The 23,745-nt window shown below is 62.6% G+C and carries 22 protein-coding genes; 11 read left to right on the top strand and 11 right to left on the bottom strand.

Going from position 1 to position 23,745, the window contains the following annotated elements; all coding sequences use genetic code 11:
* Positions 1-77: 77 nt before the first annotated feature.
* On the top strand, positions 78-794 hold the full coding sequence (lexA, locus tag FAA86_RS11665) for a transcriptional repressor LexA (RefSeq protein WP_136540738.1): 717 nt from the start codon (positions 78-80) through the stop codon (positions 792-794).
* Here lexA and FAA86_RS11660 read toward each other — a convergent pair.
* Positions 775-3,090, bottom strand: a complete 2,316-nt coding sequence (locus tag FAA86_RS11660) for a ComEC/Rec2 family competence protein (RefSeq protein ID WP_246035052.1) — start codon at positions 3,088-3,090, stop codon at positions 775-777. The genes lexA and FAA86_RS11660 overlap by 20 nt on opposite strands.
* A 442-nt stretch (positions 3,091-3,532) precedes the next feature.
* On the opposite strand from FAA86_RS11660, the gene gltA reads away from it, so the two are divergent.
* The 6 genes from gltA (at position 3,533) to FAA86_RS11630 (ending at position 10,511) form a co-directional block, all read left to right on the top strand.
* On the top strand, positions 3,533-4,822 hold the full coding sequence (gene gltA, locus FAA86_RS11655; protein WP_113461273.1) for a citrate synthase: 1,290 nt from the start codon (positions 3,533-3,535) through the stop codon (positions 4,820-4,822).
* Positions 4,823-5,040: 218 nt separating this feature from the next.
* The gene (locus FAA86_RS11650; RefSeq protein WP_136540736.1) at positions 5,041-6,930 is read left to right on the top strand and encodes a peptidylprolyl isomerase; all 1,890 of its coding nucleotides are present in this window, start codon (positions 5,041-5,043) and stop codon (positions 6,928-6,930) included.
* Between the two features lie 25 nt (positions 6,931-6,955).
* Positions 6,956-7,978 (top strand): anthranilate phosphoribosyltransferase, encoded by a 1,023-nt coding sequence (gene trpD, locus FAA86_RS11645; protein WP_136540734.1) that lies wholly within the window; start codon positions 6,956-6,958, stop codon positions 7,976-7,978.
* A 9-nt stretch (positions 7,979-7,987) separates the two neighbouring features.
* Positions 7,988-8,803, top strand: a complete 816-nt coding sequence (trpC, locus tag FAA86_RS11640) for an indole-3-glycerol phosphate synthase TrpC (RefSeq protein ID WP_136540732.1) — start codon at positions 7,988-7,990, stop codon at positions 8,801-8,803.
* The gene (gene moaC / locus FAA86_RS11635; protein WP_136540730.1) at positions 8,800-9,297 is read left to right on the top strand and encodes a cyclic pyranopterin monophosphate synthase MoaC; all 498 of its coding nucleotides are present in this window, start codon (positions 8,800-8,802) and stop codon (positions 9,295-9,297) included. The genes trpC and moaC overlap by 4 nt, the downstream gene beginning before the upstream one ends.
* Positions 9,297-10,511 (top strand): molybdopterin molybdotransferase MoeA, encoded by a 1,215-nt coding sequence (locus FAA86_RS11630; RefSeq protein WP_167494952.1) that lies wholly within the window; start codon positions 9,297-9,299, stop codon positions 10,509-10,511. Before moaC ends, FAA86_RS11630 begins: the two co-directional genes overlap by 1 nt.
* A 12-nt stretch (positions 10,512-10,523) precedes the next feature.
* Here the strand turns inward: FAA86_RS11630 and FAA86_RS11625 are convergent, their stop codons facing one another.
* From FAA86_RS11625 to FAA86_RS11600, 6 genes are all read right to left on the bottom strand, one after another.
* Positions 10,524-10,739 (bottom strand): hypothetical protein, encoded by a 216-nt coding sequence (locus FAA86_RS11625; RefSeq protein ID WP_136540726.1) that lies wholly within the window; start codon positions 10,737-10,739, stop codon positions 10,524-10,526.
* The gene (locus FAA86_RS11620; protein ID WP_136540724.1) at positions 10,736-10,960 is read right to left on the bottom strand and encodes a hypothetical protein; all 225 of its coding nucleotides are present in this window, start codon (positions 10,958-10,960) and stop codon (positions 10,736-10,738) included. Before FAA86_RS11620 ends, FAA86_RS11625 begins: the two co-directional genes overlap by 4 nt.
* Before the next feature lie 106 nt (positions 10,961-11,066).
* Positions 11,067-12,704, bottom strand: a complete 1,638-nt coding sequence (locus tag FAA86_RS11615; protein WP_162760093.1) for a CTP synthase — start codon at positions 12,702-12,704, stop codon at positions 11,067-11,069.
* 133 nt (positions 12,705-12,837) lie between these two features.
* Positions 12,838-13,272, bottom strand: a complete 435-nt coding sequence (gene secG, locus FAA86_RS11610; RefSeq protein WP_113461265.1) for a preprotein translocase subunit SecG — start codon at positions 13,270-13,272, stop codon at positions 12,838-12,840.
* 108 nt (positions 13,273-13,380) lie between these two features.
* A complete protein-coding gene (tpiA, locus tag FAA86_RS11605; protein WP_136540722.1) occupies positions 13,381-14,151 on the bottom strand; it encodes a triose-phosphate isomerase in 771 nt (256 codons plus the stop codon).
* 146 nt (positions 14,152-14,297) lie between these two features.
* A complete protein-coding gene (locus FAA86_RS11600; RefSeq protein ID WP_167494959.1) occupies positions 14,298-15,173 on the bottom strand; it encodes an alpha/beta fold hydrolase in 876 nt (291 codons plus the stop codon).
* Positions 15,174-15,396: 223 nt separating this feature from the next.
* Between FAA86_RS11600 and parE the strand changes: the two genes are divergently transcribed.
* The 3 genes from parE (at position 15,397) to FAA86_RS11585 (ending at position 19,280) form a co-directional block, all read left to right on the top strand.
* The gene (gene parE, locus FAA86_RS11595) at positions 15,397-17,448 is read left to right on the top strand and encodes a DNA topoisomerase IV subunit B (RefSeq protein WP_136540718.1); all 2,052 of its coding nucleotides are present in this window, start codon (positions 15,397-15,399) and stop codon (positions 17,446-17,448) included.
* A gap of 58 nt (positions 17,449-17,506) precedes the next feature.
* Complete coding sequence (locus FAA86_RS11590) at positions 17,507-18,745, top strand: AI-2E family transporter (protein WP_136540716.1); 1,239 nt, start codon at positions 17,507-17,509, stop codon at positions 18,743-18,745.
* Between the two features lie 124 nt (positions 18,746-18,869).
* Positions 18,870-19,280 (top strand): hypothetical protein, encoded by a 411-nt coding sequence (locus FAA86_RS11585; RefSeq protein WP_136540714.1) that lies wholly within the window; start codon positions 18,870-18,872, stop codon positions 19,278-19,280.
* Between the two features lie 3 nt (positions 19,281-19,283).
* Here FAA86_RS11585 and FAA86_RS11580 read toward each other — a convergent pair whose 3' ends face one another.
* From FAA86_RS11580 to FAA86_RS11570, 3 genes are all read right to left on the bottom strand, one after another.
* Positions 19,284-20,423 (bottom strand): DUF2336 domain-containing protein, encoded by a 1,140-nt coding sequence (locus FAA86_RS11580; protein WP_246035062.1) that lies wholly within the window; start codon positions 20,421-20,423, stop codon positions 19,284-19,286.
* A 146-nt stretch (positions 20,424-20,569) separates the two neighbouring features.
* Positions 20,570-21,178, bottom strand: coding sequence for a flavin reductase family protein (locus FAA86_RS11575; protein WP_136540710.1), 609 nt, complete (start codon positions 21,176-21,178; stop codon positions 20,570-20,572).
* Positions 21,178-21,762: a nitroreductase family protein gene (locus tag FAA86_RS11570; protein ID WP_136540708.1), complete on the bottom strand. Its 585-nt coding sequence runs from the start codon at positions 21,760-21,762 to the stop codon at positions 21,178-21,180. The genes FAA86_RS11575 and FAA86_RS11570 overlap by 1 nt, the downstream gene beginning before the upstream one ends.
* Before the next feature lie 109 nt (positions 21,763-21,871).
* Here FAA86_RS11570 and FAA86_RS11565 point away from each other — a divergent pair, with 109 nt between their 5' ends.
* Positions 21,872-22,825, top strand: a complete 954-nt coding sequence (locus FAA86_RS11565; RefSeq protein ID WP_136540880.1) for a hypothetical protein — start codon at positions 21,872-21,874, stop codon at positions 22,823-22,825.
* 3 nt (positions 22,826-22,828) lie between these two features.
* On the opposite strand, the gene FAA86_RS11560 is transcribed toward FAA86_RS11565, so the two are convergent.
* Positions 22,829-23,668, bottom strand: a complete 840-nt coding sequence (locus FAA86_RS11560) for a lysophospholipid acyltransferase family protein (RefSeq protein ID WP_136540706.1) — start codon at positions 23,666-23,668, stop codon at positions 22,829-22,831.
* Positions 23,669-23,745: the final 77 nt, after the last annotated feature.

The following is a 23,745-nucleotide window of genomic DNA, read 5'->3' as shown; positions in this document are numbered from 1 at the left end:
AAATTTATCCCCTTGCGGAACACAAATGGAACAGATAGTGTCTGTTCTGGATTTGTTTCACCCTAGGGGCACCGCATATGCTGACGCGCAAGCAACAGGAACTGCTTCTTTTCATCCATGAGCGGATGAAAGAATCGGGCGTCCCGCCTTCCTTCGACGAGATGAAGGATGCGCTGGACCTCGCATCGAAATCCGGCATCCATCGCCTGATCACGGCACTCGAGGAACGCGGCTTCATCCGCCGTTTGCCGAACCGCGCCCGAGCACTCGAAGTGATCAAGCTTCCGGAGGCCTATTCGCCGAGCATTCAGCCCCGCCGCGGCTTTGCTCCGAGCGTGATCGAAGGCAGCCTCGGCAAGACCCCGCCGGCACCCACACTGAGCAAACCGCCGGTCGAGGACAACAGCTCGTCCATTTCGGTACCGGTCATGGGGCGGATTGCCGCTGGTGTGCCAATCTCGGCGATCCAGAACAACACGCATGACATCACGGTGCCCGCCGAGATGATCGGCTCCGGGGATCACTATGCGCTCGAGGTCAAGGGCGATTCGATGATCGAGGCCGGCATTCTCGACGGCGATACGGTCATCATCCGCAATGCGTCCAATGCCAATCCCGGCGACATCATCGTGGCCCTTGTCGACGACGAAGAGGCAACGCTGAAGCGGTTCCGTCGTCGGGGTGCATCGATTGCACTGGAGGCAGCGAACCCCGCCTACGAGACCCGTATCTTCCCGCCGGACCGCGTCAAGATCCAGGGCAAGCTGGTCGGCCTCATTCGCCGCTATCACTGAGATCAGCGGCGGAGGTCGGAGGCGCCGGTTCGGTTGGTCCCTGCCCTCGTGATGGGTTGCCGTGCCGGGAGGCAGTCGAAGCCGTTCGCCAGTCGTAGAGCCGGTGCGCCGTCCATGGTCTCGGCGCGCCGTCGAAAGATGGCATGACCGTCAGTTCATCAGGATTTTCATCTAGGCCGAAGACCTCCACTGCACCTGATGCTCTGAGGCTTGTCTGAGAAAACAAGGTAGCGCCCGATCGGCAGGCTGTCATGCGGGTTCGTCCGGCGAGCACAACGATGCTTGCTCGGTCGCAGGCGAGGCCTGCAAGATCCGGGCGATCGATGGTGATCAGCCGTTTCCCGGTCGAGAGCTTCAAGACACAAGCCTGCTTGATGCAGACAAACCGGGTCGCCTGGGCTGCCGATGTGAGACGGTCGAAAGCGGCCTCCGCCTCTCTGGTCTGCACATCCGTCCACTCCTCGCCGATGCGCCAGTCCGGTGCCGGCGGCAGAGTTTCCGTGAGCATGCGAGGTGCGGTCGCAGCTTCAAGCCCGAGCACCGGCTTCCATTGATCGAAGACAAAGGCCGGCGGGCGTAGTCTGTTGGTCGCGAAGCCTGATGTTTCCCCTGTGCCGGTCCAGACGCCGACGAGACGGGCGTCCTCGCTGATCAGCAGCTCGCCATTCGGCCTCGGTGCGGCGAGCCATGCGGCCGCCACCGTGACGGCGATCAACGCGGTGCCGGCATGTTTCAGGCGCGTGCGCAGCAAGGTCAGCAGCAACATCCCGACAACAGTGCCAGGCAGAAACCAGAGGGGCAGACGCGGAAAGACATAGCCGCCGCCCCAGCCTGCCACCGTATGCGCGACCTTCAGCACCAATTCGAGCCCCTGCCCCATGATCCAGAAGAAGGGCGCGTCGAGACCGAATGGCATCAGCAGCATGGCGATGAAGCCCGCCGGCATCACGACCAGCGAGATCAGCGGCATTGCGGCGAGATTGGCCTCCAGGCCGTGGGTCGACAGTCGGTGGAAATGGGTGATGGCAAAGACTGCGGTGGCAAGCCCACCGATCAGCGAGGTCGCGAGCGTTCCACCGACGAAAGCAGCACCTCCGGCTGCCACGCGCCAGCCGAGGCCGCGGGCCGGCGGCAGGATCGCCCGCGGTCGGGCGCGCCAGCCGGCATAGCCTGCGATAAGCCCCGCGGTCGCTGCAAACGACATCTGGAAACTGGGTCCCATGACCGTCGACGGCTGCAGGCAAAGGATCGCGGTTGCCGCCAGCGCAAGATTGCGCAGGCTGATCGCGGGTCTGTCGAAGAGCACGGCAACCAGCATGATTGCTGTCATCAGATAGGCTCGCAGGGCCGAGACCTGATAGCCGGAGATCAACACGTATCCTGTTGTTGCAAGAAGCGCTCCGACAGCCGCGATTTTCTTGTTTGGGTAACGCGCCGCGAGCACCGGCGCCAGACTGAGCAGCCCGCGAAGTCCAACGAAGAAAATCCCGGCCGCAAGCGCCATGTTCAGGCCCGAGATCGCCGTGATATGAGCGAGACCGGAGACCCGCAAAGCCTCCGTCGCCTCCTCGGACATGGACCGGCGTTCGCCCGTGATGATCGACGCTGCGAAGGCGCCGGGATCACCGGGCAGGATGCTTCGAATGCGGTTCGATATCCGGTCTCTGAGCGAGAAAAGTGTAGCATCGAATCGGATGAAGAGACTTGGCTCGACGGCCGCGTCTGCCGGCTCTCGCCTGGGCGGGCCCAGGAAGAAACCGACGGCGCCGATGCCGGAAAAATAGCTTTGAAACGCGAAGTCGTTGAGGCCAGGAAGCGCGGGGCCCGATGGGGGTGACAGGCGTGCCCGCCCGGTCAGGCGGTCGCCGATGGTGGCAGGGACATGTCTGCTGCGAGCCAAGAGGTTTGCCCGCAAGGGGGGACGTCGCACCGTCGGATCCACCGTTGACGTGATCCTCAGCGTGTAACGCCATTCCCCGGCTGCACCCTGCTCTCTCCGCTCGACGACGCCCGATACCGTGGTCACCAGTGGCTGATCGAGGATGACGGTCGCGAGCCGTCGCGTCTCCCATTCGGCGCATAGCATGCCCGCGACAAGCAGACAGGCACCTCCAACGGCCGCGTGGACAACCGTGTCGCGGGCTGCAAGCAGAAACGCGATCGCCAGAAGTGCAAGGGCCGAGCCGAGGACGATTGCCGCGGGCGGGCTCTCGATGCTGAACCAGAGTGCAGCACCGGCACCAAGGCAGACGGGCACGAAGAGGAAAAGATGTCCATGGTGCACCTCCTCGCTCACCGACCGTCTCACGGCGAGGTGCAGGCGCGCCAAACGGTCGCGGACCTTTACAACCAGACCGGCTCCGGTGAGGTGTTGTGGTGGTCGCGGATCAAGCGGGCGCAGGCTATCCGTTCGCGCCAGCCTCTCCGCCGGCACGAGCTCTCCGCCCCCCTGCCTTTCTGCCACGTCCACCATATGGTTTGCCCGGCCGGACACGCCCCATCCGCATCCAGGATAGGCCAAAACCAAAAGCAATCAAAGCGTGTAGAGCGGAGCGATTCTGCCGCCTATCCGGGCTTCAAACGATTAGAACCGATCGGTTCGATTGTTGCCGTTTTCGCGACGCACAATTTGCCCTTTGGATAGCTTGGCATTAACTTCGGTATCATATAGCTACATCACACGCTTAACCGATGGCGGCTTTTTCAAGACGCCTTCCCGCCAATACCGGAGGATCAGCATGACGGACAAAAGCGCTTCTTTGAAACTCGGGGACAAGACGGTCGACCTGAGCGTCAAGGCCGGCACGATCGGCCCTGACGTCATCGACATCGGCGCCCTTTACAAGCACACGGGTACGTTTACCTACGATCCGGGCTTTACGTCCACGGCATCCTGCGAGTCCAAGATCACCTATATCGACGGCGACGAAGGCACGCTTCTGCACCGCGGCTATCCGATCGAGCAGCTTGCCGAAAAGGGCGACTTCCTGGAAGTCTGCTACCTCCTGCTCTACGGCGAACTGCCGACGGCAGCGCAGAAGAAGGACTTCGACTATCGCGTCACGCACCACACCATGGTGCACGAGCAGATGACCAAGTTCTTCTCCGGTTATCGTCGTGACGCCCATCCGATGGCTGTCATGGTCGGCACCGTCGGCGCGCTCTCCGCCTTCTACCACGACTCGACCGACATCACCGATCCGCATCAGCGCATGGTCGCCTCGCTGCGCATGATCGCCAAGATGCCGACGATCGCCGCGATGGCCTACAAGTATCACGTCGGCCAGCCATTCGTTTACCCGAAGAACGACCTCGACTACGCCTCCAACTTCCTGCGCATGTGCTTCGCCGTGCCTTGCGAAGAATACAAGGTGAACCCGGTTCTGGCGCGCGCCATGGACCGCATCTTCATCCTGCATGCCGATCACGAGCAGAATGCATCGACCTCGACGGTGCGCCTCGCCGGTTCGTCGGGTGCGAACCCGTTCGCCTGCATCGCAGCCGGCATCGCCTGCCTCTGGGGTCCTGCCCATGGTGGTGCGAACGAGGCGGCTCTCAACATGCTGATGGAAATCGGCTCGGTCGACCGCATCCCGGAATATATCGCCAAGGCCAAGGACAAGAACGATCCGTTCCGCCTGATGGGCTTCGGCCACCGGGTCTACAAGAACTATGACCCGCGCGCCAAGATCATGCAGAAGACGATGTATGAGGTTCTGGAAGCGACCGGTCACGGCGACGACCCGCTGATGAAGGTGGCGCTCGAGCTCGAGAAGATCGCGCTCAACGACCCCTACTTCATCGAGAAGAAGCTCTACCCGAACGTCGACTTCTACTCCGGCATCACGCTGCGTGCGCTCGGCTTCCCCACGACCATGTTCACCGTTCTCTTCGCGCTCGCCCGCACCGTCGGCTGGATCGCGCAGTGGAACGAAATGATCGAAGATCCGCAGCAGCGTATCGGTCGTCCGCGCCAGCTCTACACCGGCGCCCCGAAGCGCGACTACAAGCCGCTCTCGGACCGCTGAGTCCATCCCACATTCTGACACATCGAGAAGGCCGGCTCTGCCCGGCCTTCTTTCGTTTCGGGGCTCGAACAGATCCTTTTCGGGCTCAAGCCGGTCAAACTCCCCGTGATGGATCCGCATTTCACCGCTCCACGCCTTCAATTCCCGAAAGCTTTGTTCTAAGGAAGTCAACCTGCTTCGTCCCGGACGAAGATTTACAATGAGGTTTATGCGTCCCGATGCTCGTCTTCTTGAGAAAAGCTTCCCAAACCCTGTTCGCCAAGATCTTGCTCTTGCTGCTCGTCGTATCCTTCGGCGTCTGGGGCGTCTCTGCCTCGCTGTTCAGCAATACGTCGGATACCGTGGTTGCCGTGGGTGACCAGACCGTCTCGTCCAACGACTTCGCTTTCGCCTATCAGCGGCAGGTCGCGGACATGAGCAGCCGGTTCGGGATGCAGCTCACCACCGAACAGGCACGTGCCTTCGGCATCGAGGCGCAGGTGTTCTCGCAGCTTGCCGCCGGCGCGGCTCTTGACCAGCTCGCGGCCGACATGAATCTCGGCCTGTCCCAGGACCGCCTCGCTCAGCTGATTGCCGACGATCCGGCTTTCAAGAACGCGGCCGGCAATTTCGATCGCGCCCTCTTCTCGTCTCGCCTGCGGAGCGCAGGTCTGCGCGAGGACGACTATATCGAAGAGCGTTCGAAGGTCGCCATCAGGAGCCAGATCGTCGACGCCACGGCTGACGGTTTCGTCGCACCGAAGGTGCTGGTCGATGCGCTCAAGACCTATCGTTACGAAAACCGCGACATCAACTATCTGCTGCTGACCAACGCCAATATCGAGCCGGTCAAGGCACCCGACGACGCAACGCTCGCCGCCTGGTTCGAGACCACCAAGTCCGGCTATCGCGCGCCGGAATATCGCAGCTTCAACTATGTGAAGCTCGAGCCTTCCGACATCGCCGATACGGCTGCCATCACCGAGGAGCAGATCCGGGAAGACTATGAGCGCCGCAAGTCCTCCTATGAGATTGCCGGCACCCGTACGATCGAGCAGCTCTCGTTCGAAAGCCGCGAAATGGCGGAAGCCGCCCTGCAGGAACTGCAGAACGGCACCAGCTTCGACCAGCTGGTCGCAGACCAGGGCAAGACGGCCGGCGACGTGCTGCTGGGTGATTTCACCCGAGACCGCCTCCCCGACCCGGCTCTCGCCGAAGCAGCCTTTGCCGTGACGACCGAGGGCGGCACGACGCCGGTGGTCGAAGGTGCTCTTGGGCCCGTCATCCTGCGGATCACCAACATCAAGGAAGGCCGCACGCAGCCGCTCGAAGAGGTCAAGGAACAGATCCGCGAAGCGCTTGCCGAATCTGCCGCGATCGCGGACCTCACCGCCGTCCATGACCAGTTCGAAGACCTGCGTGCCGGTGGCTCGACGCTCAAGGAAGCCGCCGACCAGCTGAAGCTGACGACATCGACGGTTACGGACATCGATCGCCGCGGCCTCGACAACCGCGAGACAGAGGTCGCCGGCATTCCGGAGCGTGACAAGCTGCTGACGGAGGTGTTCCGCACGGAGATCGGCGTCGAGGCGCTGCCGGTCAACATGGGCAGCAACGGCTTCATCTGGTTCGAAGTCACCGATATCAAGCCGGAGCGTGACCGGGAACTCGCGGAAGTGCGCGAGAAGGCTGTCGCCGACTGGACTGCCGAGCAGCAGCGCATAGCGCTCGGCGCCAAGGCGGAGAGCCTGCGCAAGCGCATCGCCGACGGCGAAAAGCTCGAGGATATCGCGACCGAACTCGGCCTCGCCGTCGAAAGCAAAGCGGGCATTACCCGCCGCAGCGAGGACGCGGTGCTCGGCCCGACCGCGGTCACGGCGGCTTTCTCCGGCCCGCAGGGCACGGTTGCCACGGCATCCGGCGCGGATCCCTCCACGCAGATCCTGCTCACGGTGACTGCCGTGCGTGATCAGCCCACGGGCGGCGTGCCGCTCACGGACGATGCGCAGATCGCCCAGGTTGCCAATGCGGCCGGTGACGACATCCTCGACCAGATGGTGGGGCAGTTGCAGTCGGAATACGGCGTGACCATCAATCAGGCGCTGGCCCAGCAGGCGATCGTCCGATAAGTCCGGCCAGAGGGGGAGCTGTAGAATGTCCGGGTTGAAGCCCTTCATCGCCAAGATCGCCACCCGCCAGCCGCTCACGCGGCAGGAGGCGAGCGACGCTTTCGAGATCCTGATGTCGGGCGAAGCCAGCATGGCCCAGGTCGGCGGCTTCCTGATGGGCCTGCGCGTGCGCGGCGAGACCGTCGACGAGATCGCCGGCGCCGTGTCTATCATGCGGCAGAAGATGGTGCCGGTGGATGCACCGGACGATGCAATCGACATTGTGGGCACCGGTGGCGATGGCACCAATACCTACAACATCTCGACGCTGGCTGCGCTGATCGTTGCCGGCGCCGGCGTGCCCGTTGCCAAGCACGGCAATCGCGCCCTGAGCTCGAAATCGGGGACGGCGGATGCACTGTCGCAACTCGGCGTCAAGCTCGACATCGAGCCGGACATGATCTCGCGCTGCATCCGCGAGGCCGGGATCGGCTTCATGTTTGCGCAGCTGCATCATCCGGCGATGCGCCATGTCGGCCCTGCTCGCGTGGAACTCGGTGCACGCACCATCTTCAACATTGTCGGCCCGCTTTCGAGCCCTGCCCGCGTGAAAAAGCAGCTCTTCGGCGTCTACTCGCCCGAGTGGCTGATCCCCGGTGCCGAGGCCCTCAGGGATCTGGGCCTGACCAGCGCCTGGGTCGTGCATGGCAGTGGTCTCGACGAGATCACCACCACGGGACCGAGCCAGGTCGCTGAGCTGAAGGACGGCGAAATTCGCAGCTTCGAACTCACACCCGATGATTTCGGCGTCGAGACCGTCTCGCTCGATGCCATTCGCGGTGGCGACGGCGCTGTGAACGCAGCAGCCCTTCGCGACGTTCTTGGCGGGGCCAAAACGCCCTATCGGGATGTCGCCCTCTGCAATGCAGCCGCATCGCTGATCGTTGCCGGCAAGGCCAAGGACGTGACCGAGGGCATGCATCTCGCCAGCCAGTCGCTCGACACGGGCAGTGCCGCGCGTGCACTCGAGACGCTGATCACCATTTCCAATTCGGCCGCGCAGGGGTAAGTTCAGACCATGACCGACATCCTGAAGCGCATCGAAACCTACAAGCGGGAAGAAATCGCTGCCGCGAAGGCGGCCGTGTCTTTGTCCGAACTCAAGGACCGGATCGACGCCCAGGAGGCGCCACGCGGTTTTCACCGTGCGCTGGTTCGTGCCCGCGATGAGGGTCGCTTCGGACTGATCGCCGAGATCAAGAAGGCGAGCCCTTCGAAAGGGCTGATCCGCCCCGATTTCGATCCACCGTCCCTCGCCGCCGCCTATGAGGCCGGTGGTGCCGCCTGCCTGTCTGTCCTAACCGACAAGCCGAGCTTTCAGGGTGCGCCGGAATTTCTCACTGCGGCCCGCCAGGCCTGTGCGCTCCCCGCGCTGCGCAAGGACTTCATGTTCGATGCCTATCAGGTTTACGAGGCACGCGCCTGGGGCGGCGATTGCATCCTGCTGATCATGGCGTCGCTCTCTGACGATGAAGCCGCTGAACTCGAAGGCGTTGCTTTCGAGCTCGGCATGGATGTGCTCGTTGAAGTGCATGACGCCGAAGAGATGGAGCGGGCCCTTAAGCTCAAGTCGCCGCTGGTCGGCATCAACAATCGCAACCTTCGCACCTTCGACGTCAGCCTCACCGTCAGCGAAGAACTGGCGCCGATGGTGCCGGCGGATCGCCTGCTCGTCGGTGAAAGCGGCATCTTCACCTATGAAGACTGCCAGCGCCTGCAGGCCTCCGGCATCACGACCTTCCTCGTCGGCGAAAGCCTGATGCGCAAGGACGACGTCGCCCAGGCCACGCGCATGCTGCTGACCGGCAAGCCCGGCGCATTGGCGGCGGAATGAATGGCGAGGCAAAAGGCCTGACACATATCGGCGCGTCTGGCGAGGCGCATATGGTCGATGTGTCGGCCAAGGATGACACGGTTCGTGTGGCCGTGGCCGAAGGCTTTGTCAGGATGAAGCCGGAGACCCTTGCGGTCATTCGCGACGGCAATGCCAAGAAGGGCGATGTCATCGGCACCGCCCGGATCGCCGGCATCATGGCCGCCAAGCAGACGTCCAATCTGATCCCACTGTGTCATCCGCTGATGCTCTCGAAAGTGACCCTCGATATCGTCGAGGAACCTGATTTGCCCGGCCTGCGGGTGGAGGCCACGGTCAAGCTCACCGGCAAGACCGGCGTCGAGATGGAGGCGCTGACAGCTGTCTCCGTTACCTGCCTGACGATCTATGACATGGCAAAAGCCGTCGACAAGACCATGGAAATCGGCGGTATCCGGGTCTTGGAAAAGAGCGGCGGCAAATCCGGTGACTTCCGCCATCCGGAGCGGGTCTGATGTCGCTTCTGCCGGTCGAAGATGCATTGGCACGGCTTTTGGCTGCCGCCGTTCCGATCAGCGACAGGCAAGAGGTTCCGCTGCACGAGGCCAACGGACGAGTGCTTGCAGCAGACCTCAAGTCGCGCCTGACCCAGCCTCCCTTTGATGCCTCCGCCATGGACGGTTATGCCCTTCGCGCGTCCGACGCGGCGGGGATCGGATCGATCCTGACGGTCATCGGAGAATCGGCGGCGGGGCATGGCTATGCCGGCGAAGTGGGACCCGGACAGGCCGTCCGCATCTTCACCGGGGCCCCCGTTCCCTCGGGTGCCGACAGCATTCTCCTGCAGGAAGATGCAGAAAAACTCGACGATGGACGCATCCGCACGACCTTTGCGGTTAGTGCCGGACGACATATCAGGCCGCGGGGGCAGGACTTCGCTGAGGGCGATGCCGCACTCTCCGCCGGTGTCCAGCTCGACTATCGGCATCTGACGCTTTCGGCAGCCATGAACCACGCGACGCTCTCCGTCTATCGGCGGCCGCGTGTCGCGATCCTCGCGACCGGAGACGAGCTGGTGCCGCCCGGCAGCCAACCCGGCCCGAGCCAGATCATCGGTTCGAACACATTCGGCATTGCCGCTCTTGCGCGTGACAATCAAGCAGAGGTGCTCGATCTCGGGATCGTCCCCGATGACCGTGAACTTCTGCATCAGGCGATAGAGCGCGCGCGGTCCAGCGGCGTCGACGTGCTGGTGACGCTGGGTGGCGCTTCGGTCGGCGATCATGATCTCGTGCAGTCGACACTCGTCGCCGCCGGCATGCAGCTCGATTTCTGGCGGATCGCCATGCGACCTGGCAAGCCGCTGATGGTCGGGCGGCTGGACGGCATGCAGGTGCTCGGCCTTCCCGGCAATCCGATCTCGAGCCTCGTCTGCGGCCTGCTGTTCCTGGAACCACTTCTCGCGCATCTCGGGCGCCAGAAGGTCCGGGAGCGCATGACCACTGCGCGTCTGGTCAATGCCCTGCCCGTCAACGACAAGCGGCAGGACTATGTGCGTGCGCGGCTCTCTGACGCCAATGACGGCATTCGGCGGGTCGAGAGCTTCGGCAAGCAGGATTCCTCGATGATGCGGATCTTCTCGCAGTCCGACTGCCTGATCGTGCGCCCGCCGCATGCGCCAGCGGCGGACGCCGGCGAACTCGTGCCGGTGATGCTGCTCGATCGGTAACGGTTGAGAAGATCAGAGCGTGGAGGCGGCGCTATCAGCGTCGGAGGCGGAGTCTTCCAGTCCGTATTGGCGTTTGATCAGCGCTGCGATCTCGTCTTCGATCGCCTCGCGATCTTCCTTCGGCATTTCGGCGAGCGCTTCCTCCGCCAGGCCGTTGTCCTCAAGATACTGGTCCCTGATGCGCTCGGCGAGCGACTTGCGGCTTTCTTCCTGGAACTCAGACCTCAAGCATCCCGCTTCAGGGCCACCTCTTCGGCGTTCTTGTCGAAATAGACACCGGCCTGCATCTGCCGGAGCGAGGTCTTGAGGCCGGTTGCGGATTGGTCACTCTCCGGGGCCCGCGCGGTTGAACTGGCTTCCCCGGCTGCAAAGTCGGGCGCAGCGGTCGTCGCCTGCTTCTCCCGAGCTGCGTAGGTCGGCACATAGTACGGGTTTTCACCGATGCGCATGATCACCTCCTTGTTGTCCTCGGATTAGATCGCAGCACTTGCGCAGGGCTGGAACGAAAAGACCCGGCGCGAGGCCGGGTCTTGAGACTGTCGATGGTCGTTCCGATCAGACGAGGCGGCTTTGCTCCAGCGCCGCACCGATGAAGCTCGCAAAAAGCGGGTGCGGATCGAGTGGACGCGACTTCAGTTCCGGATGGTACTGAACACCGATGAACCACGGATGGTCAGGATACTCGACCGTTTCCGGCAGCAGGCCGTCCGGCGACATGCCGGAGAAGACCAGACCGCAGGATTCGAGGCGGTCCTTGTAGTCGACATTGACCTCGTAACGATGGCGGTGGCGCTCGGAGATATCCTGGGAGCCATAGATCTCGGAGATCTTGGTGCCCTTCTTCAGCGAGGCCTTGTAGGCGCCGAGGCGCATGGTGCCGCCGAGATCTCCGGCTGCGGAGCGCTTCTCGAGCTCGTTGCCCTTCATCCATTCGGTCATGAGGCCGACGACAGGCTCTTCGGTCTTGCCGAATTCCGTCGACGACGCGTTCTCGATGCCGGCCAGATGACGCGCGGCTTCGACGACCGCCATCTGCATGCCGAAGCAGATGCCGAAGTAAGGCACCTTGCGCTCGCGGGCGAACTGAGCGGCGAGAATCTTGCCTTCCGATCCACGCTCGCCGAAACCGCCGGGCACCAGGATACCGTTGACCTTTTCAAGCCATGGCGACGGATCTTCCTTTTCGAAGATCTCCGACTCGATCCATTCGAGCTTGACCTTGACCCGGTTGGCGATGCCACCGTGATAGAGGGCTTCGATCAGCGACTTGTAGGCGTCCTTGAGGCCCGTATACTTGCCGACGATTGCGATCGTGACTTCGCCTTCCGGCGTGCGGATGCGGTTGCAGACCTCTTCCCAGGCATCCAGGCGCGGCTTCGGTGCCGGCTCGATACCGAAGGCGGCGAGCACTTCGTTGTCGAGCCCTTCCTTGTGATAGGCCATCGGCACGTCGTAGATATTGGCGACGTCGAGAGCCTGGATCACAGCGCTTTCACGCACGTTGCAGAACAGCGAGAGCTTGCGGCGTTCAGCCTGCGGGATCTCGCGGTCAGCACGGACCAGCAGGATGTCGGGATGGATGCCCAGAGCCTGCAGTTCCTTGACGGAATGCTGCGTCGGCTTGGTCTTCAGCTCGCCGGCTGCCGGAATGTAGGGCATCAGGGTGAGGTGGACATAAACGGCGGTGCCGCGCGGCAGGTCGTTGCCGAGTTGGCGGATCGCTTCCATGAAGGGCATGGCTTCGATGTCGCCGACGGTGCCGCCGATCTCGCAGATGACGAAGTCGTAGTCGTCATTGCCTTCGACCACGAAATCCTTGATCTCGTTGGTGACATGCGGAATGACCTGGACGGTCGCGCCGAGATAGTCGCCTCGACGTTCCTTGTCGATGATGTTCTTGTAGATGCGACCGGTGGTGATGTTGTCGGTCTTGGTGGCCGAACGCCCCGTGAAGCGTTCGTAGTGACCGAGATCGAGGTCGGTCTCGGCGCCGTCATCGGTGACGAAGACTTCGCCGTGTTGCGTCGGGCTCATGGTGCCCGGGTCAACGTTCAAGTAGGGGTCCAGCTTGCGCAGACGAACGCGGTAACCCCGCGCCTGCAACAATGCTCCGAGTGCCGCGGCCGCAATTCCTTTGCCAAGAGAGGAAACCACGCCGCCAGTGATGAATACATATCGCGCCATGGGCTTCACCGGATACCGTTTCAGATTCGATTCCGCCAGCCCAAATCGGGCTTGTCCCACATTTTTCGTGAGCTCGGCGGAATATGGACAAAAGAAAACCGGCGGACCCTGGAGCCCGCCGGAGTGATGAAAGTCGTTCCGATCAGTTGTTCGGAACGGCGTTGGGGTCTGCTGCCGGAGCCGGCGTGGCCGGGGCTGCAGGTGTCTCTGCCGGTGCGGCCGGCGTGGACGCGGCCGGTGCAGAGGTCGACGGCTGAGCCGGAGCTGCGCCCGGAAGCTGGTCGAGAACGCTGCCGCCGCTGCCTTGCGTCGTGCCGTTGCCTGCCGGGATCCGGTCGAGGATGTCGGTCGGACGGGACTCGTAACGGGCGAGGATGCCGAGTGCGAGCGAGATCACGAAGAACAGTGTTGCCAGGATGGCCGTGGTGCGGGTCAGGGCATTCGCCGTGCCGCGCGCCGACATGAAGCCCGATCCACCGCCGATCCCGAGGCCACCGCCTTCCGAGCGCTGGATGAGGACGACGCCGATCAGGGCGACGACGACCATGAGGTAGATAACGAGCAATACGGTCTGCATGGAATGTCCATCCTGCCCAATGGGGGCAAAATCAATGAGGTTGGCGGCTCTTTACATGAGAGGAACGGGCATTGAAAGCCCCTCTCCCGCTTTTGCGCGCATTCGCGCTCAGGCGGTCAGTTCCTCATAGACCCGGTATATGGCGAGGAAATCCTGAGCCTTCAAGCTCGCGCCACCGATCAGCGCACCGTCCACATTCTCGACGGCCATCAATTCCCTGGCGTTGGACGGCTTGACGGAACCGCCATAGAGAATGCGCATCTTCTTGCCCGCATCGCCGAAGCGCTTCACGAGTTCGGCACGCAGGAAGGCGTGGGCTTCCGCCACATCGGCAACGGTCGGTGTCAGACCCGTGCCGATTGCCCAGACAGGTTCATAGGCAATGACCGTGCGTTCGGCCGTGGCGCCATCGGGAACGGAGCCCGCCAACTGGCGCTTGAGGATATCGAGTGTCTGTCCGGACTTGCGCTCGTCTGCGGTCTCGCCGATGCAGATGACGGCGGTCAGATCGGCAGCATAAGCGGCTTCGGCCTTGGCACGCACCAGATGGTCGGTCTCGGCGTGGTCGGTGCGACGCTCCGAATGGCCGACGATGACATGGGTGCCGAAGCAGTCGGCGATCATCTCGGCTGCAAGGTCGCCGGTATGGGCGCCGGAGGCGTTCTGATGGCAATCCTGCGCGCCGATCTGCAGGGGGCTGTCCGTGCAAAGCGCGGTCGCGACGTAAAGCAGCGTTGCCGGCGGGCAAATCAGGCTTTCCACCTTTTCGGAGAGAGGCCCCTGCACACCTTCGGCGATCGCCTTGATCTGATCGAGCGAAGCCCGTGTGCCGTTCATCTTCCAATTGCCCGCAACAAGCGGACGTACATCCGGTGTCATGTCGTCTCTACCCCTATTTCGCTTCTGCGAAGTAGCAAATCTGAGCCCGGAAGGAAAGATTGCGCTATCGTATTGGCCTGTTTATCGGGCGACATGGTGAAAATGTGAACCTTCGGCGCCCGGAATACCGGCAGGAAGCTCGGCACTCAGCGGATCAGCCAGTTCAGCACCGACCGCCAGTCCGTCATGCGAACGGGTGTGCCATGGGAGCCGGTTTCGAACAGCGTGAAGCGCACCGGTTGGCCTGCATTTCTCAGCTTGCCGTAGATCGCGATCTGGTCCTCTGCGGCATAGACGCTGTCGCGGCTCCCATGGGTGAACCAGATCGGCAGTCTGGCCTTGGCCGCAGCGCTCTTCGGTAGGGCTGGATCCGGCGCTCCGCCGAGGATGGCCATTCCTGCGAGCTTCGATACCGCCTCGGCATCACGGGAAATGCCCGAGCAGATGAAACTGCCCATGGAGGCGCAGGCGAGCACCACAGGCCTGTCGCCGGACTGCGCCGAGGCATGCGCAATGAGGGCGGCGATGTCGGCCACGCCCTTCTCGTCGAAACTTCTGACCGAAGGGGCGTAATAGGTGCCGCCAGATTCGGCCACGAGGTTCTTCAGGCGATTGAAGTTGCCGCCGAAGCTGATGTCGTTGAGCCCCAGGCGCCGGTCCCCGCCCCTGCCGTGGATGAAGATGACGGTAAAGGCCTGGCCCTGATCCTGCCCCACACGTCCAACCTCCAGCGGCCCTGTCGGGAGCGGCAGCGTCTGGTTCTCCTGGACGCGGCGGACCTTCAGGGAGACATAACGGTCCTTCACCCGCCTTTCCGGAATGCTGTCACGACCGTTGATGTCGCGCATTTCATCATAGTCCACCACCGTGAAGTCGCCGCCGTCCCGGCTTTCCAGCACGGTCTGCGCCGAAAAAAGGTCATCCTTGAAGGGGCCTACCACATCGGCACTGGCACTTGCCGGCAACAGAAACGGAAAGAGAACGCAGGAAATCGCCGCAATGCGGAAATGAGCTGTGGACATCTGCATGGAAGATGGGTTTCCTCTCGGCTCGCGCTTGCCTTCGCGAAATGCGCCACGCAAAGCTGGCCCGAATTCAACATGCGCCGGCTCTATGGCCCTTCGCGCCTGCCCAGCCTTTCTGGCACAATCCGACCGATTCGCAGATGCGACGGGCCTGATGCGGCGGCATTATGAAGGTGCCGCGAAGCCGGCATCGAACAGCAACAGAGTATCGAACGACGCCATGGACGACAACGATCTCTTTTCCGGCATGCCGCTTTCCCAGAAGGTCGAGGCCGAGCCGACGCCAGCACCGGTCGCGCAACCAGCGCCACGGGCGGCACCGGCTGCGCCCGCCTCGACAGGCGGGGACGATTACGGTGCCTCCTCGATCCGCGTGCTGGAGGGCCTCGAGCCTGTGCGCATGCGCCCGGGCATGTATATCGGCGGCACCGACGAGAAGGCGCTGCACCACCTCTTTGCCGAAGTCATCGATAACTCGATGGACGAGGCGGTGGCCGGTCACGCCAATTTCATCGACGTGCACCTGGATGCCCAAGGCTTCCTGACTGTCACCGACAATGGCCGCGGTATTCCCGTCGAGCTGCATCCACAGGTGCCGGGCAAGTCGACGCTCGAAGTCATCATGACCAAGCTGCATGCCGGCGGCAAATTCGACGGCAAGGCTTATGAGACCTCCGGCGGTCTGCACGGTGTCGGCGTTTCCGTCGTCAACGCGCTCTCGGACCTGCTCGAGGTCGAGGTCGCGCGCAATCGCAAGCTCTATCGTCAGACCTTCTCGCGCGGCATCCCGCAGGGCGGTCTCGAAGAGCTGGGCGAAGTGCACAACCGCCGCGGCACGCGCGTTCGTTTCCATCCGGATCCGCAGATCTTCGGGGATCATGCGAAATTCGATCCCGGCCGGATCTTCCGCATGGCGCGGTCGAAGGCATATCTCTTCGGCGGCGTCGAAATCCGCTGGTCCTGCGATCCCGGCATGGTGCCCGAGGGCGGCGATATTCCGGAAAAGGCCGTCTTCCACTTCCCCGGTGGCCTAAAGGACTATCTCGCCGCGACCCTCGGCAAGGATTTCACGGTCACGCGCGAAATCTTCGCCGGCAAGACGGAGAAGACCGGTGGCCACGGCGCATTGGAATGGGCGATCACCTGGTATGGCGGCGATCCGCAGGTGCACTCCTATTGTAACACGATCCCGACGCCCGAAGGCGGCACGCATGAGGCCGGCCTTCGCATTGCGCTGACCAAGGGCCTCAAGAACTACGCCGAGCTGACGCAGAACAAGCGGGCCCAGCAGATCACCACGGATGACGTAATGATCTCGGCGGTCGGCATGCTCTCGGTCTTCATCCGTGAGCCGGAATTCGTCGGCCAGACCAAAGATAAACTTGCGACCGTCGAGGCCCAGCGCATCGTCGAAAACGCGCTCCGCGATCCCTTCGACCATTACCTGGCCGGCAACCCGAACGAAGCGGCAAAGCTGCTCGACTGGGTGATCGAGCGTGCAGAAGAGCGCCTCCGCCGTCGCAAGGAAAAGGAAGTCAACCGCAAGTCTGCCGTGCGCAAGCTGCGCCTTCCTGGCAAGCTCGCCGACTGCTCGCAGAACACCGCAGAGGGTGCCGAACTCTTCATCGTCGAAGGGGACTCGGCGGGCGGCTCGGCCAAGCAGGCCCGCAACCGCGCCAATCAGGCGATCCTGCCTCTGCGCGGCAAGATCCTGAACGTTGGATCTGCGAGCCGCGAGAAGCTGATGGCCAACCAGCAGATCGCCGATCTCATCCAGGCGCTCGGCTGCGGCACCCGGACGAAGTATCGCGAGGAAGACCTTCGCTACGAACGCATCATCGTCATGACCGATGCCGACGTCGACGGTGCGCATATCGCGTCGCTTCTCATCACCTTCTTCTACCAGGAAATGCCCGAGCTGATCCGCGGCAACCATCTCTATCTCGCCGTGCCGCCGCTTTACGTCATCCGCCAGGGGGCAAAGACGGTCTATGCGCGAGACGATGCGCACCGGGCCGAGCTCATGGAAACCGTCTTCAAGGGCAAGAAGGTCGAGATCGGCCGCTTCAAAGGCCTCGGTGAAATGATGCCGGCGCAGCTCAAGGAGACAACCATGGATCCCGCCAAGCGCACGCTTCTGAAGGTCGAGATCGACGAGGTCGACTTCGAGGGCACGCGCGATGCGGTCGATGCCCTGATGGGCACCAAACCCGAAGCCCGCTTCCGCTTCATCCAGGATCGCGCCGCCTTCGCGGAGAACCTCGACATCTGAGGCGGATCGGCCGCGACGCATCGGCCGACCGCTTGTTTCCCGCTTGAGAATGCTCCATATGCAGGGCAGTTTAAACGGGACACTTCAGATTGTGAGCCAGGCTGATATTCCGACCTCGTCGAAAGGGCCACGTTGGCTTGGCCAGGCGACGGCCAACCGCATCGCCCTGATCACGCCGATCTCGGTGGCACGCTGGCTGCTGGTGCTGATCGGCATCGCGGCCATCTACTTCTTCCATGGCTTCCTGGTGCCGGTGCTTGCGGCCCTCGTCATCGCCTTTGCGAGCTGGCCGCTCTACCGGCGCCTCCTTGATCGCATCGGCGGCAACACGACGCTTGGTGCGACCTTCGCGCTGCTCTTCATCCTGGCATTTCTCATCATCCCGATTGGCATTGCGATCTCCTATGCCGTCGAAGAAATCCGGCAGTGGATCAGCTGGGCCGTGGAAGCCGATACGACGGGTGCGCCGCCACCCGGCTGGATCCTGGCTCTGCCACGGGTCGGCGAGTGGCTGGGGGCGAAGTGGACCGAGCATATCGGCCAGCCGGGCGCGATCGGTGAACTGATCCAGATCGTCAGCGGTGCCAATATCGGCAATATCTATCGTGCCGTGATTGCGGCGGGCGATGGTCTCTTCCATCTGCTCCTGACCCTGCTCTTCATGCTGATCGCGCTCTTCTTCGTCTATCGCGACGGCGCAAACTTCGCCCGCCAGCTGGACCTGCTCGGTGAGCGCATTCTGCCCAACCGCTGGGAGCGGATCTCGCGCGTCGTGCCGGCAACGATCAGCTCGACTGTCACCGGCATGACGCTGATTGCGATCGGTGAAGGCATCGTGCTCGGGATCGCCTACTGGCTGGCTGGTGTCCCCTCGCCCGTCACGCTTGGCGTCATCACGGGCGTCATGGCTCTGATCCCCGGCGGCGCGCCTTTGTCGTTCACGCTGGTATCGATCTACCTCGTCGCCAGTGGCGCCATGATCGAAGGCGTCGCCCTGTTCATCTGGGGATCGGTCGAGCTTTTCATCGTCGACAAGACGGTGCGCCCGCGCCTCGTCGGCGGCCCGATCAAGCTGCCATTCCTGCCCACCTTCTTCGGTCTCGTCGGCGGGGTGAAGACTATGGGTTTCCTCGGTCTCTTCATCGGCCCGGTTCTGATGGCACTGCTCGTCTCCATCTGGCGCGAGTGGATCCGCGAAGTGGAACTCGCCGATGACGCCATGGCTGACGGAGAGCAGGGCGAACTCGATTTCGTGGCGGAGCCGGAGGTCGAAAGCAGAAGAGTGTCTGCGGGGTAGAGAACCGCCCGAGAGCCTCCTTCAGGTTGCCTGCGGATTGCAGCTCCCCGCAACCGGAGCGCCTTGCTTTGGCTCCAATCCTCTGTTTGCTCTAGACGCAGAAGATCACCTGCGGAGCCGCCCGATGAAGACTGCCCTGATCATGATGACGATCCTCGGCTGTGACGATAGCGTCAGCCAGTGCGCGTTCGTGGAGACCGCGCCGGAACGCTTCGTCTCCATCGAGCTTTGCAACGCCGCTTCGGAAAACGTGCTCGGCCGCTACACGCATATCGGCTATCCGACCGCCGTCGCCGTCTGCCAGATGCCGCCGCCCGACATCACCGAGGCGCTCGCGACCCAGTCACCGGCGCAGCCGGGCGAAGACGCCGTCATCAAGCCGACGGAAGAGCAGGAAAGAACGCTCAAGGACAGAGCGATCGATGCCGTGCGCGAAGTCCTTCCCGGCAAGGCCGCGATCAAGATGATCTTCGAGAAGCCGATCCACGTGGTCTCGGAAAGCTATTCCTGGGTGGCGAAGAAGATCACGCCCTGACGATCAGGCCGCGGCCAGGGCGAAGCCGCTGGCGTAATCGCGGGCCAGGCGCCGTTCCTCGGCAATCGCCATCCGCTCGACCATGTCGATCAGCACCCGCGCCGAATCGCTCAGATCGTTGTCGCCGCGATAGCGGGCGACCAGCCGGTGGGCGATGTGGTCGAGCTCGAAGCCCTCGGCAGACTGGATGAGGTTGCGCCACAGCATGACGGCGTCGACGAAGATCGGGCTCAGGTCGCGGGCGAGCCCTGCCGATTCCAGAAGCGCGCGGACCGCGTGGAAGCGCCCGGTTGCCAGGATCGAACGGACCCGCCGCTCGTCGAGACCCGAAATCGCAACGATGGCCGACGAGAAGAAGTCCGTGCGGCCGGCACACAACGCATGCATGAGGAAGGCCGGGCTCAGACGTCCGGCAAGGCGCAGCTGGTCGGTCAAGCGCGCCAGTTCCTCGCCATGCACGTCGGCGAGAAGAGCAATCGTCGCGCAGTCGCCGGCTTCACGGGCAATCCGCTCGATCCGTCTGCTGCCAACCGCGCCGATGACCAGTTCGGAGCCCGCAAGCGCGTCAGCCACGAACTGGACCAGAAGCTGACGGATGCCGCTGGTCAGGTCGTCCCGATCCAAGAGCAATGACCGGATGCGTTCGCAATGGCCGTGTCGCTCTGCGATACGGCGCAGCGTGAAGGTCGTCAGGCGCGCGCGGGGGTTCTCGAGCAGGACCTCCAGTTCGGCGGCGTCGCCGATCTCGGCAAGGGCTGCTGCTACGCCGATGCTGACCTCGCTGCGGGCGGCGATCAGCGCCCGCGTCTCCACGGTTCCACGACCGGCGATATCGACGAGATCGGCGTCCGCCAGCACCGGCGAATAGAGAATGACGATGGAGGCAATTTCGGGCTGGTCTTCCGCGAGCGAGACCATGATTGCACGCGGAGCGCCGGCTTCGCGGGCCAGAACCTCTGCAAGAGCCATGCGCACCTGCGGCGCCGGATCATCGAGCAGATAGGTCATTGCCATCTGCGCGGCCTGTCGTTCTTCCGGCGCCATGTCTGATTTCAGATAAGCCCGTGCGAGCGCATTCGCTGCGCGCGCCCGCTCCTGCGATTTCGCCGTTTCGACCCATTTGAGAAAAGCTGCAACGATCAAAGTCGAACCCACTCGCCACCCGTATACACCCGAAGAATTCGGTGTCTCGGACAGTAGGTTCAAAGTGTTTAAGAAACGTTCACCACGTTCATTAACCACCCCTCCGCAATACCGCCGGATGATTACAGCGTTCATAAATCGGATGATCAGCCGCGCTGGCTCGGGCGTTTCAGCTCGAATACGGGGCCCATGCCGGCGTAATCCATGTAACCCAGGCGCATGATGGGGTCCGCCGAAGCGAGATCGAATCGGCCGCCGCGGATCATGGCGTCCGCTATGTGTATACCGACCACCTGGCCGAACACGGCGTGGCTGTCGGTTTCATTGCCGTCCATATCTGGCAGAGTGAGAACCTTTGTCACGCAGCACTCGAGCGCGGCGACCGCCTCGCCGACATAGGGCGCGTCGACCAGTTTGCCGGCGGCAGCGGTCAAACCGGCCAGGGTGAATTCGTCCGTCTCATAGGAGACAGCGGCAGACGAGGCATTCATCTGATCGAGAAGCGAGCGGCTGACGAAGCTTGCGGTAAAGACGCCTGTCTCTTGCACATTTCGCAGACTGTCTTTGCGACCACTCGACGAGAACATCACCATCTTCGGCTTGTCGCCGACGGCATTGAAGAAGGAATAGGGAGAGAGGTTGCGGCTGCCGTCCCTGCCCTTCGTGCCGATCCAGCCGATCGGCCGGGGCGCAACGATCGCCTTGAACGGGTCGTGCGCCATGCCATGGGCATTCGATTCGGTATCGTAGAACATCAATCCTCGCCACCCTGCCAGGTTACCACATCCGCAAGTGCCGGACGCGGGCGCTCGACGATGGGGAACTCTGTCGAGCCGATATGGATGAAACCGGCAACCTTCTCGCCGGGCTTCACGCCGAGCAGCGGATAGGCGCGCTCATCGAAGGCAAACCACTCGGACAGCCAGTTCGAGACATAGCCGTGCGCGTTGGCGGCCATCAGAAGATTGAGGCAGACGGCACCGGCGGACATCACCTGCTCCCATTCCGGGATCTTCGCATGGGGGGCAGCGGTTGAAATGACGGCGATGACAACGGGCGCCCGGGTAAAGCGGGTGCGCTCGACCTGGATCATCTCGTCGGAAAGCGCCGGGTTCTTCTCGAGCGCCATCTTCAGCAGTTCCTCGCCAATGCGGACCCGTTCATTGCCGCGATAGACGACAAAGCGCCAGGGCGCGAGCTTGCCATGATCGGGAACACGCACGGCCAGCGAGAGAATCGCTTCGATCTCTGCCCTGTCCGGCCCCGGCTCGCACATCTGGAAAGCAGGCGTGGAACGACGAACTGCGAGATAATCGAGCAGTTTGATATCTTTTTTCATTTTCTTGATACCTTCATAGGCCTTGGCAGGTTCGGCAGTCTTGAAATTGCCATGCGGTTCGGTTTGAAGTGGCCGGCATTGGGAAGGAAGTCAACACACAGTGCATCGTATGCTCCCTCAACCTGGTTTCATTGGCCTGCTGCTTGGGCTCCTCGTGGCCGTCGCCGCGACAGCGCCCGCAGCCGCTCAGGAAGCGTTCGAAACCTTCAAGCAGCTCAACGGCTCCACCAAGATGCCGAAGCTGAAGGCGTTTTCGGCGCCGGGTCTCGGCGCCATTGCCAATGTGACCCAGGGGCGTAGCGTCAAGCTCGACGCCAAGCTGACCAACGAAGGCCAGCCCATGCAGCACGGGCTGTCCTGGCGGGTGTTCAGCCCGATCCCGGGCGCCGACGGCAAGCTGCCATTGCTGGCCAGCGCCGAGGGTGGTTCGGCCGCCTTCCAACTCGCGCCCGGCGACTATTTCGTCAATGTCTCTTTCGGGCGCGCAGGCGCAACCAAGAAGCTCAACGTGCCGGTCGAGGGCGATGTCGCCGATCAGGTCCTGGTGCTCGATGCCGGTGGCATGTCCCTCAATGCGATCTCGGGTGCCGACACGCATATTCCCGACAAGCAGCTGAGCTTCGACATCTATTCCTCTGAAGTGCGGGAAGACGGCGAACGCGGTCTTGTACTTGCCGACGTCAAGCCGAACACGATCGTTCGGCTGAATGCCGGAACCTATCATGTCGTTTCGGAATACGGCTCGATCAATGCCGTCGTCCGTGCCGATATTTCTGTCGAGGCCGGCGAGTTAACGGAAGCCACGATCCAGCACCGTGCTTCCCAAGTCGGCTTCAAGCTCGTCTCGGAAGAAGGCGGTGAAGCGATTGCCGATACCGCCTGGTCCGTCCTGACCTCGGGTGGCGATATCGTTGCCGAAAGTGTCAGCGCTTTCCCGGTCATGGTCCTGGCCGAAGGCCAGTATACGGCCGTGGCGCGCAACAAGGACGAGATCTTCCAGAAGGACTTCGAGGTGAAGGCCGGCGCCAATATGGACGTCGAACTGCTTCTCGACCAATCCTGAAGCTCAAGCAGCGCGCCTGAACTTGCGGCGCTCCACCGGCGCCATGCTGAAGACCGCTCCGAACAACCGCGCCAGGAGATCCTTGCGGTCGGCATGGGTGCTCAGCTCTTCCCAGGGAATCATTACACCGACGCGGGCGCGGATCGTCGACCCCGACAGGCGGCGGAATTCGCGGATCAGCAGCGAAACCCGCAGCGTCAGCGAGATCTTGCTGGCGAGATGGAAGAGACGGCCGTTCTGTCCTTCGAAGAAGACAGGCACGACATTGGCCTTCGCGGCCTGGATAAGCTTCGCCGGGAACATCTTCCAAGGCAGATCTTCGGCACGCCCGAAGCCCTTCTTCGCCGTCGCCACGCCACCGGCGGGAAAGATCACGACCGTAACGCCTTCCTTCAAGAGACGCAGCGCCTCGTGACGGGTCTGCATGTTGATGGCCATCGCTTCCTTGGTTTCCTCGAAGGAGACGGGCAGCGAGTAAGGCGCCATTTCCGGCACCTTCAGAAGCTCGTTGTTGATGAGCACACGGAACGGTCGGCCAAGCTGCTCGGCCAGTGCCAGCACGGCAATCCCGTCGCCGATGCCAAAGGGATGGTTGGCGACGATGACGATCGGACCTTCGGGAATATTGGCCGGAGGCCATGTGCCTTCGACCTTCAGATCCACATCGATCAGGTCCAGCATCTTGCCGAAGACGCGATCTGTCTTGCCGACGATGTCGTTGCGCCAGATTTCATAGAGGCGGGTGAAACGGTCTCGCCCGGACAGGCCTTCGATGGAGCGGATGAACCAGCGCTTCAGCTTCGGGTCGCGCTCGTTGGCATAAGACAGTTCTTTGAATTTCACGCTGGCGCTCCAGGTGGACGGAAGATCATCATCCCGTCATATGCCAGTTCGATGACAGATGTCTGACAGGGCGGTGA

This window comes from Rhizobium rosettiformans W3 (assembly GCF_004912135.1).
GTDB lineage: Bacteria > Pseudomonadota > Alphaproteobacteria > Rhizobiales > Rhizobiaceae > Allorhizobium > Allorhizobium rosettiformans.
This window is presented reverse-complemented; position numbering and strand designations above follow the sequence as displayed.

Excerpts from the sequence above, each read along its gene's own strand:
- FAA86_RS11650 (WP_136540736.1), top strand. The coding sequence starts at position 5,041 with ATGCTCGTCTTCTTGAGAAAAGCTTCCCAAACCCTGTTCGCCAAGATC.
- FAA86_RS11600 (WP_167494959.1), bottom strand. The coding sequence starts at position 15,173 with ATGTCCACAGCTCATTTCCGCATTGCGGCGATTTCCTGCGTTCTCTTT.
- trpD (WP_136540734.1), top strand. The coding sequence starts at position 6,956 with ATGTCCGGGTTGAAGCCCTTCATCGCCAAGATCGCCACCCGCCAGCCG.
- parE (WP_136540718.1), top strand. The coding sequence starts at position 15,397 with ATGGACGACAACGATCTCTTTTCCGGCATGCCGCTTTCCCAGAAGGTC.
- FAA86_RS11620 (WP_136540724.1), bottom strand. The coding sequence starts at position 10,960 with ATGCGCATCGGTGAAAACCCGTACTATGTGCCGACCTACGCAGCTCGG.
- FAA86_RS11570 (WP_136540708.1), bottom strand. The coding sequence starts at position 21,762 with ATGAAAAAAGATATCAAACTGCTCGATTATCTCGCAGTTCGTCGTTCC.
- FAA86_RS11575 (WP_136540710.1), bottom strand. The coding sequence starts at position 21,178 with ATGTTCTACGATACCGAATCGAATGCCCATGGCATGGCGCACGACCCG.
- secG (WP_113461265.1), bottom strand. The coding sequence starts at position 13,272 with ATGCAGACCGTATTGCTCGTTATCTACCTCATGGTCGTCGTCGCCCTG.
- FAA86_RS11585 (WP_136540714.1), top strand. The coding sequence starts at position 18,870 with ATGAAGACTGCCCTGATCATGATGACGATCCTCGGCTGTGACGATAGC.
- FAA86_RS11630 (WP_167494952.1), top strand. The coding sequence starts at position 9,297 with ATGTCGCTTCTGCCGGTCGAAGATGCATTGGCACGGCTTTTGGCTGCC.
- FAA86_RS11565 (WP_136540880.1), top strand. The coding sequence starts at position 21,872 with ATGCTCCCTCAACCTGGTTTCATTGGCCTGCTGCTTGGGCTCCTCGTG.
- trpC (WP_136540732.1), top strand. The coding sequence starts at position 7,988 with ATGACCGACATCCTGAAGCGCATCGAAACCTACAAGCGGGAAGAAATC.
- FAA86_RS11590 (WP_136540716.1), top strand. The coding sequence starts at position 17,507 with ATGCAGGGCAGTTTAAACGGGACACTTCAGATTGTGAGCCAGGCTGAT.
- lexA (WP_136540738.1), top strand. The coding sequence starts at position 78 with ATGCTGACGCGCAAGCAACAGGAACTGCTTCTTTTCATCCATGAGCGG.
- moaC (WP_136540730.1), top strand. The coding sequence starts at position 8,800 with ATGAATGGCGAGGCAAAAGGCCTGACACATATCGGCGCGTCTGGCGAG.
- tpiA (WP_136540722.1), bottom strand. The coding sequence starts at position 14,151 with ATGACACCGGATGTACGTCCGCTTGTTGCGGGCAATTGGAAGATGAAC.
- gltA (WP_113461273.1), top strand. The coding sequence starts at position 3,533 with ATGACGGACAAAAGCGCTTCTTTGAAACTCGGGGACAAGACGGTCGAC.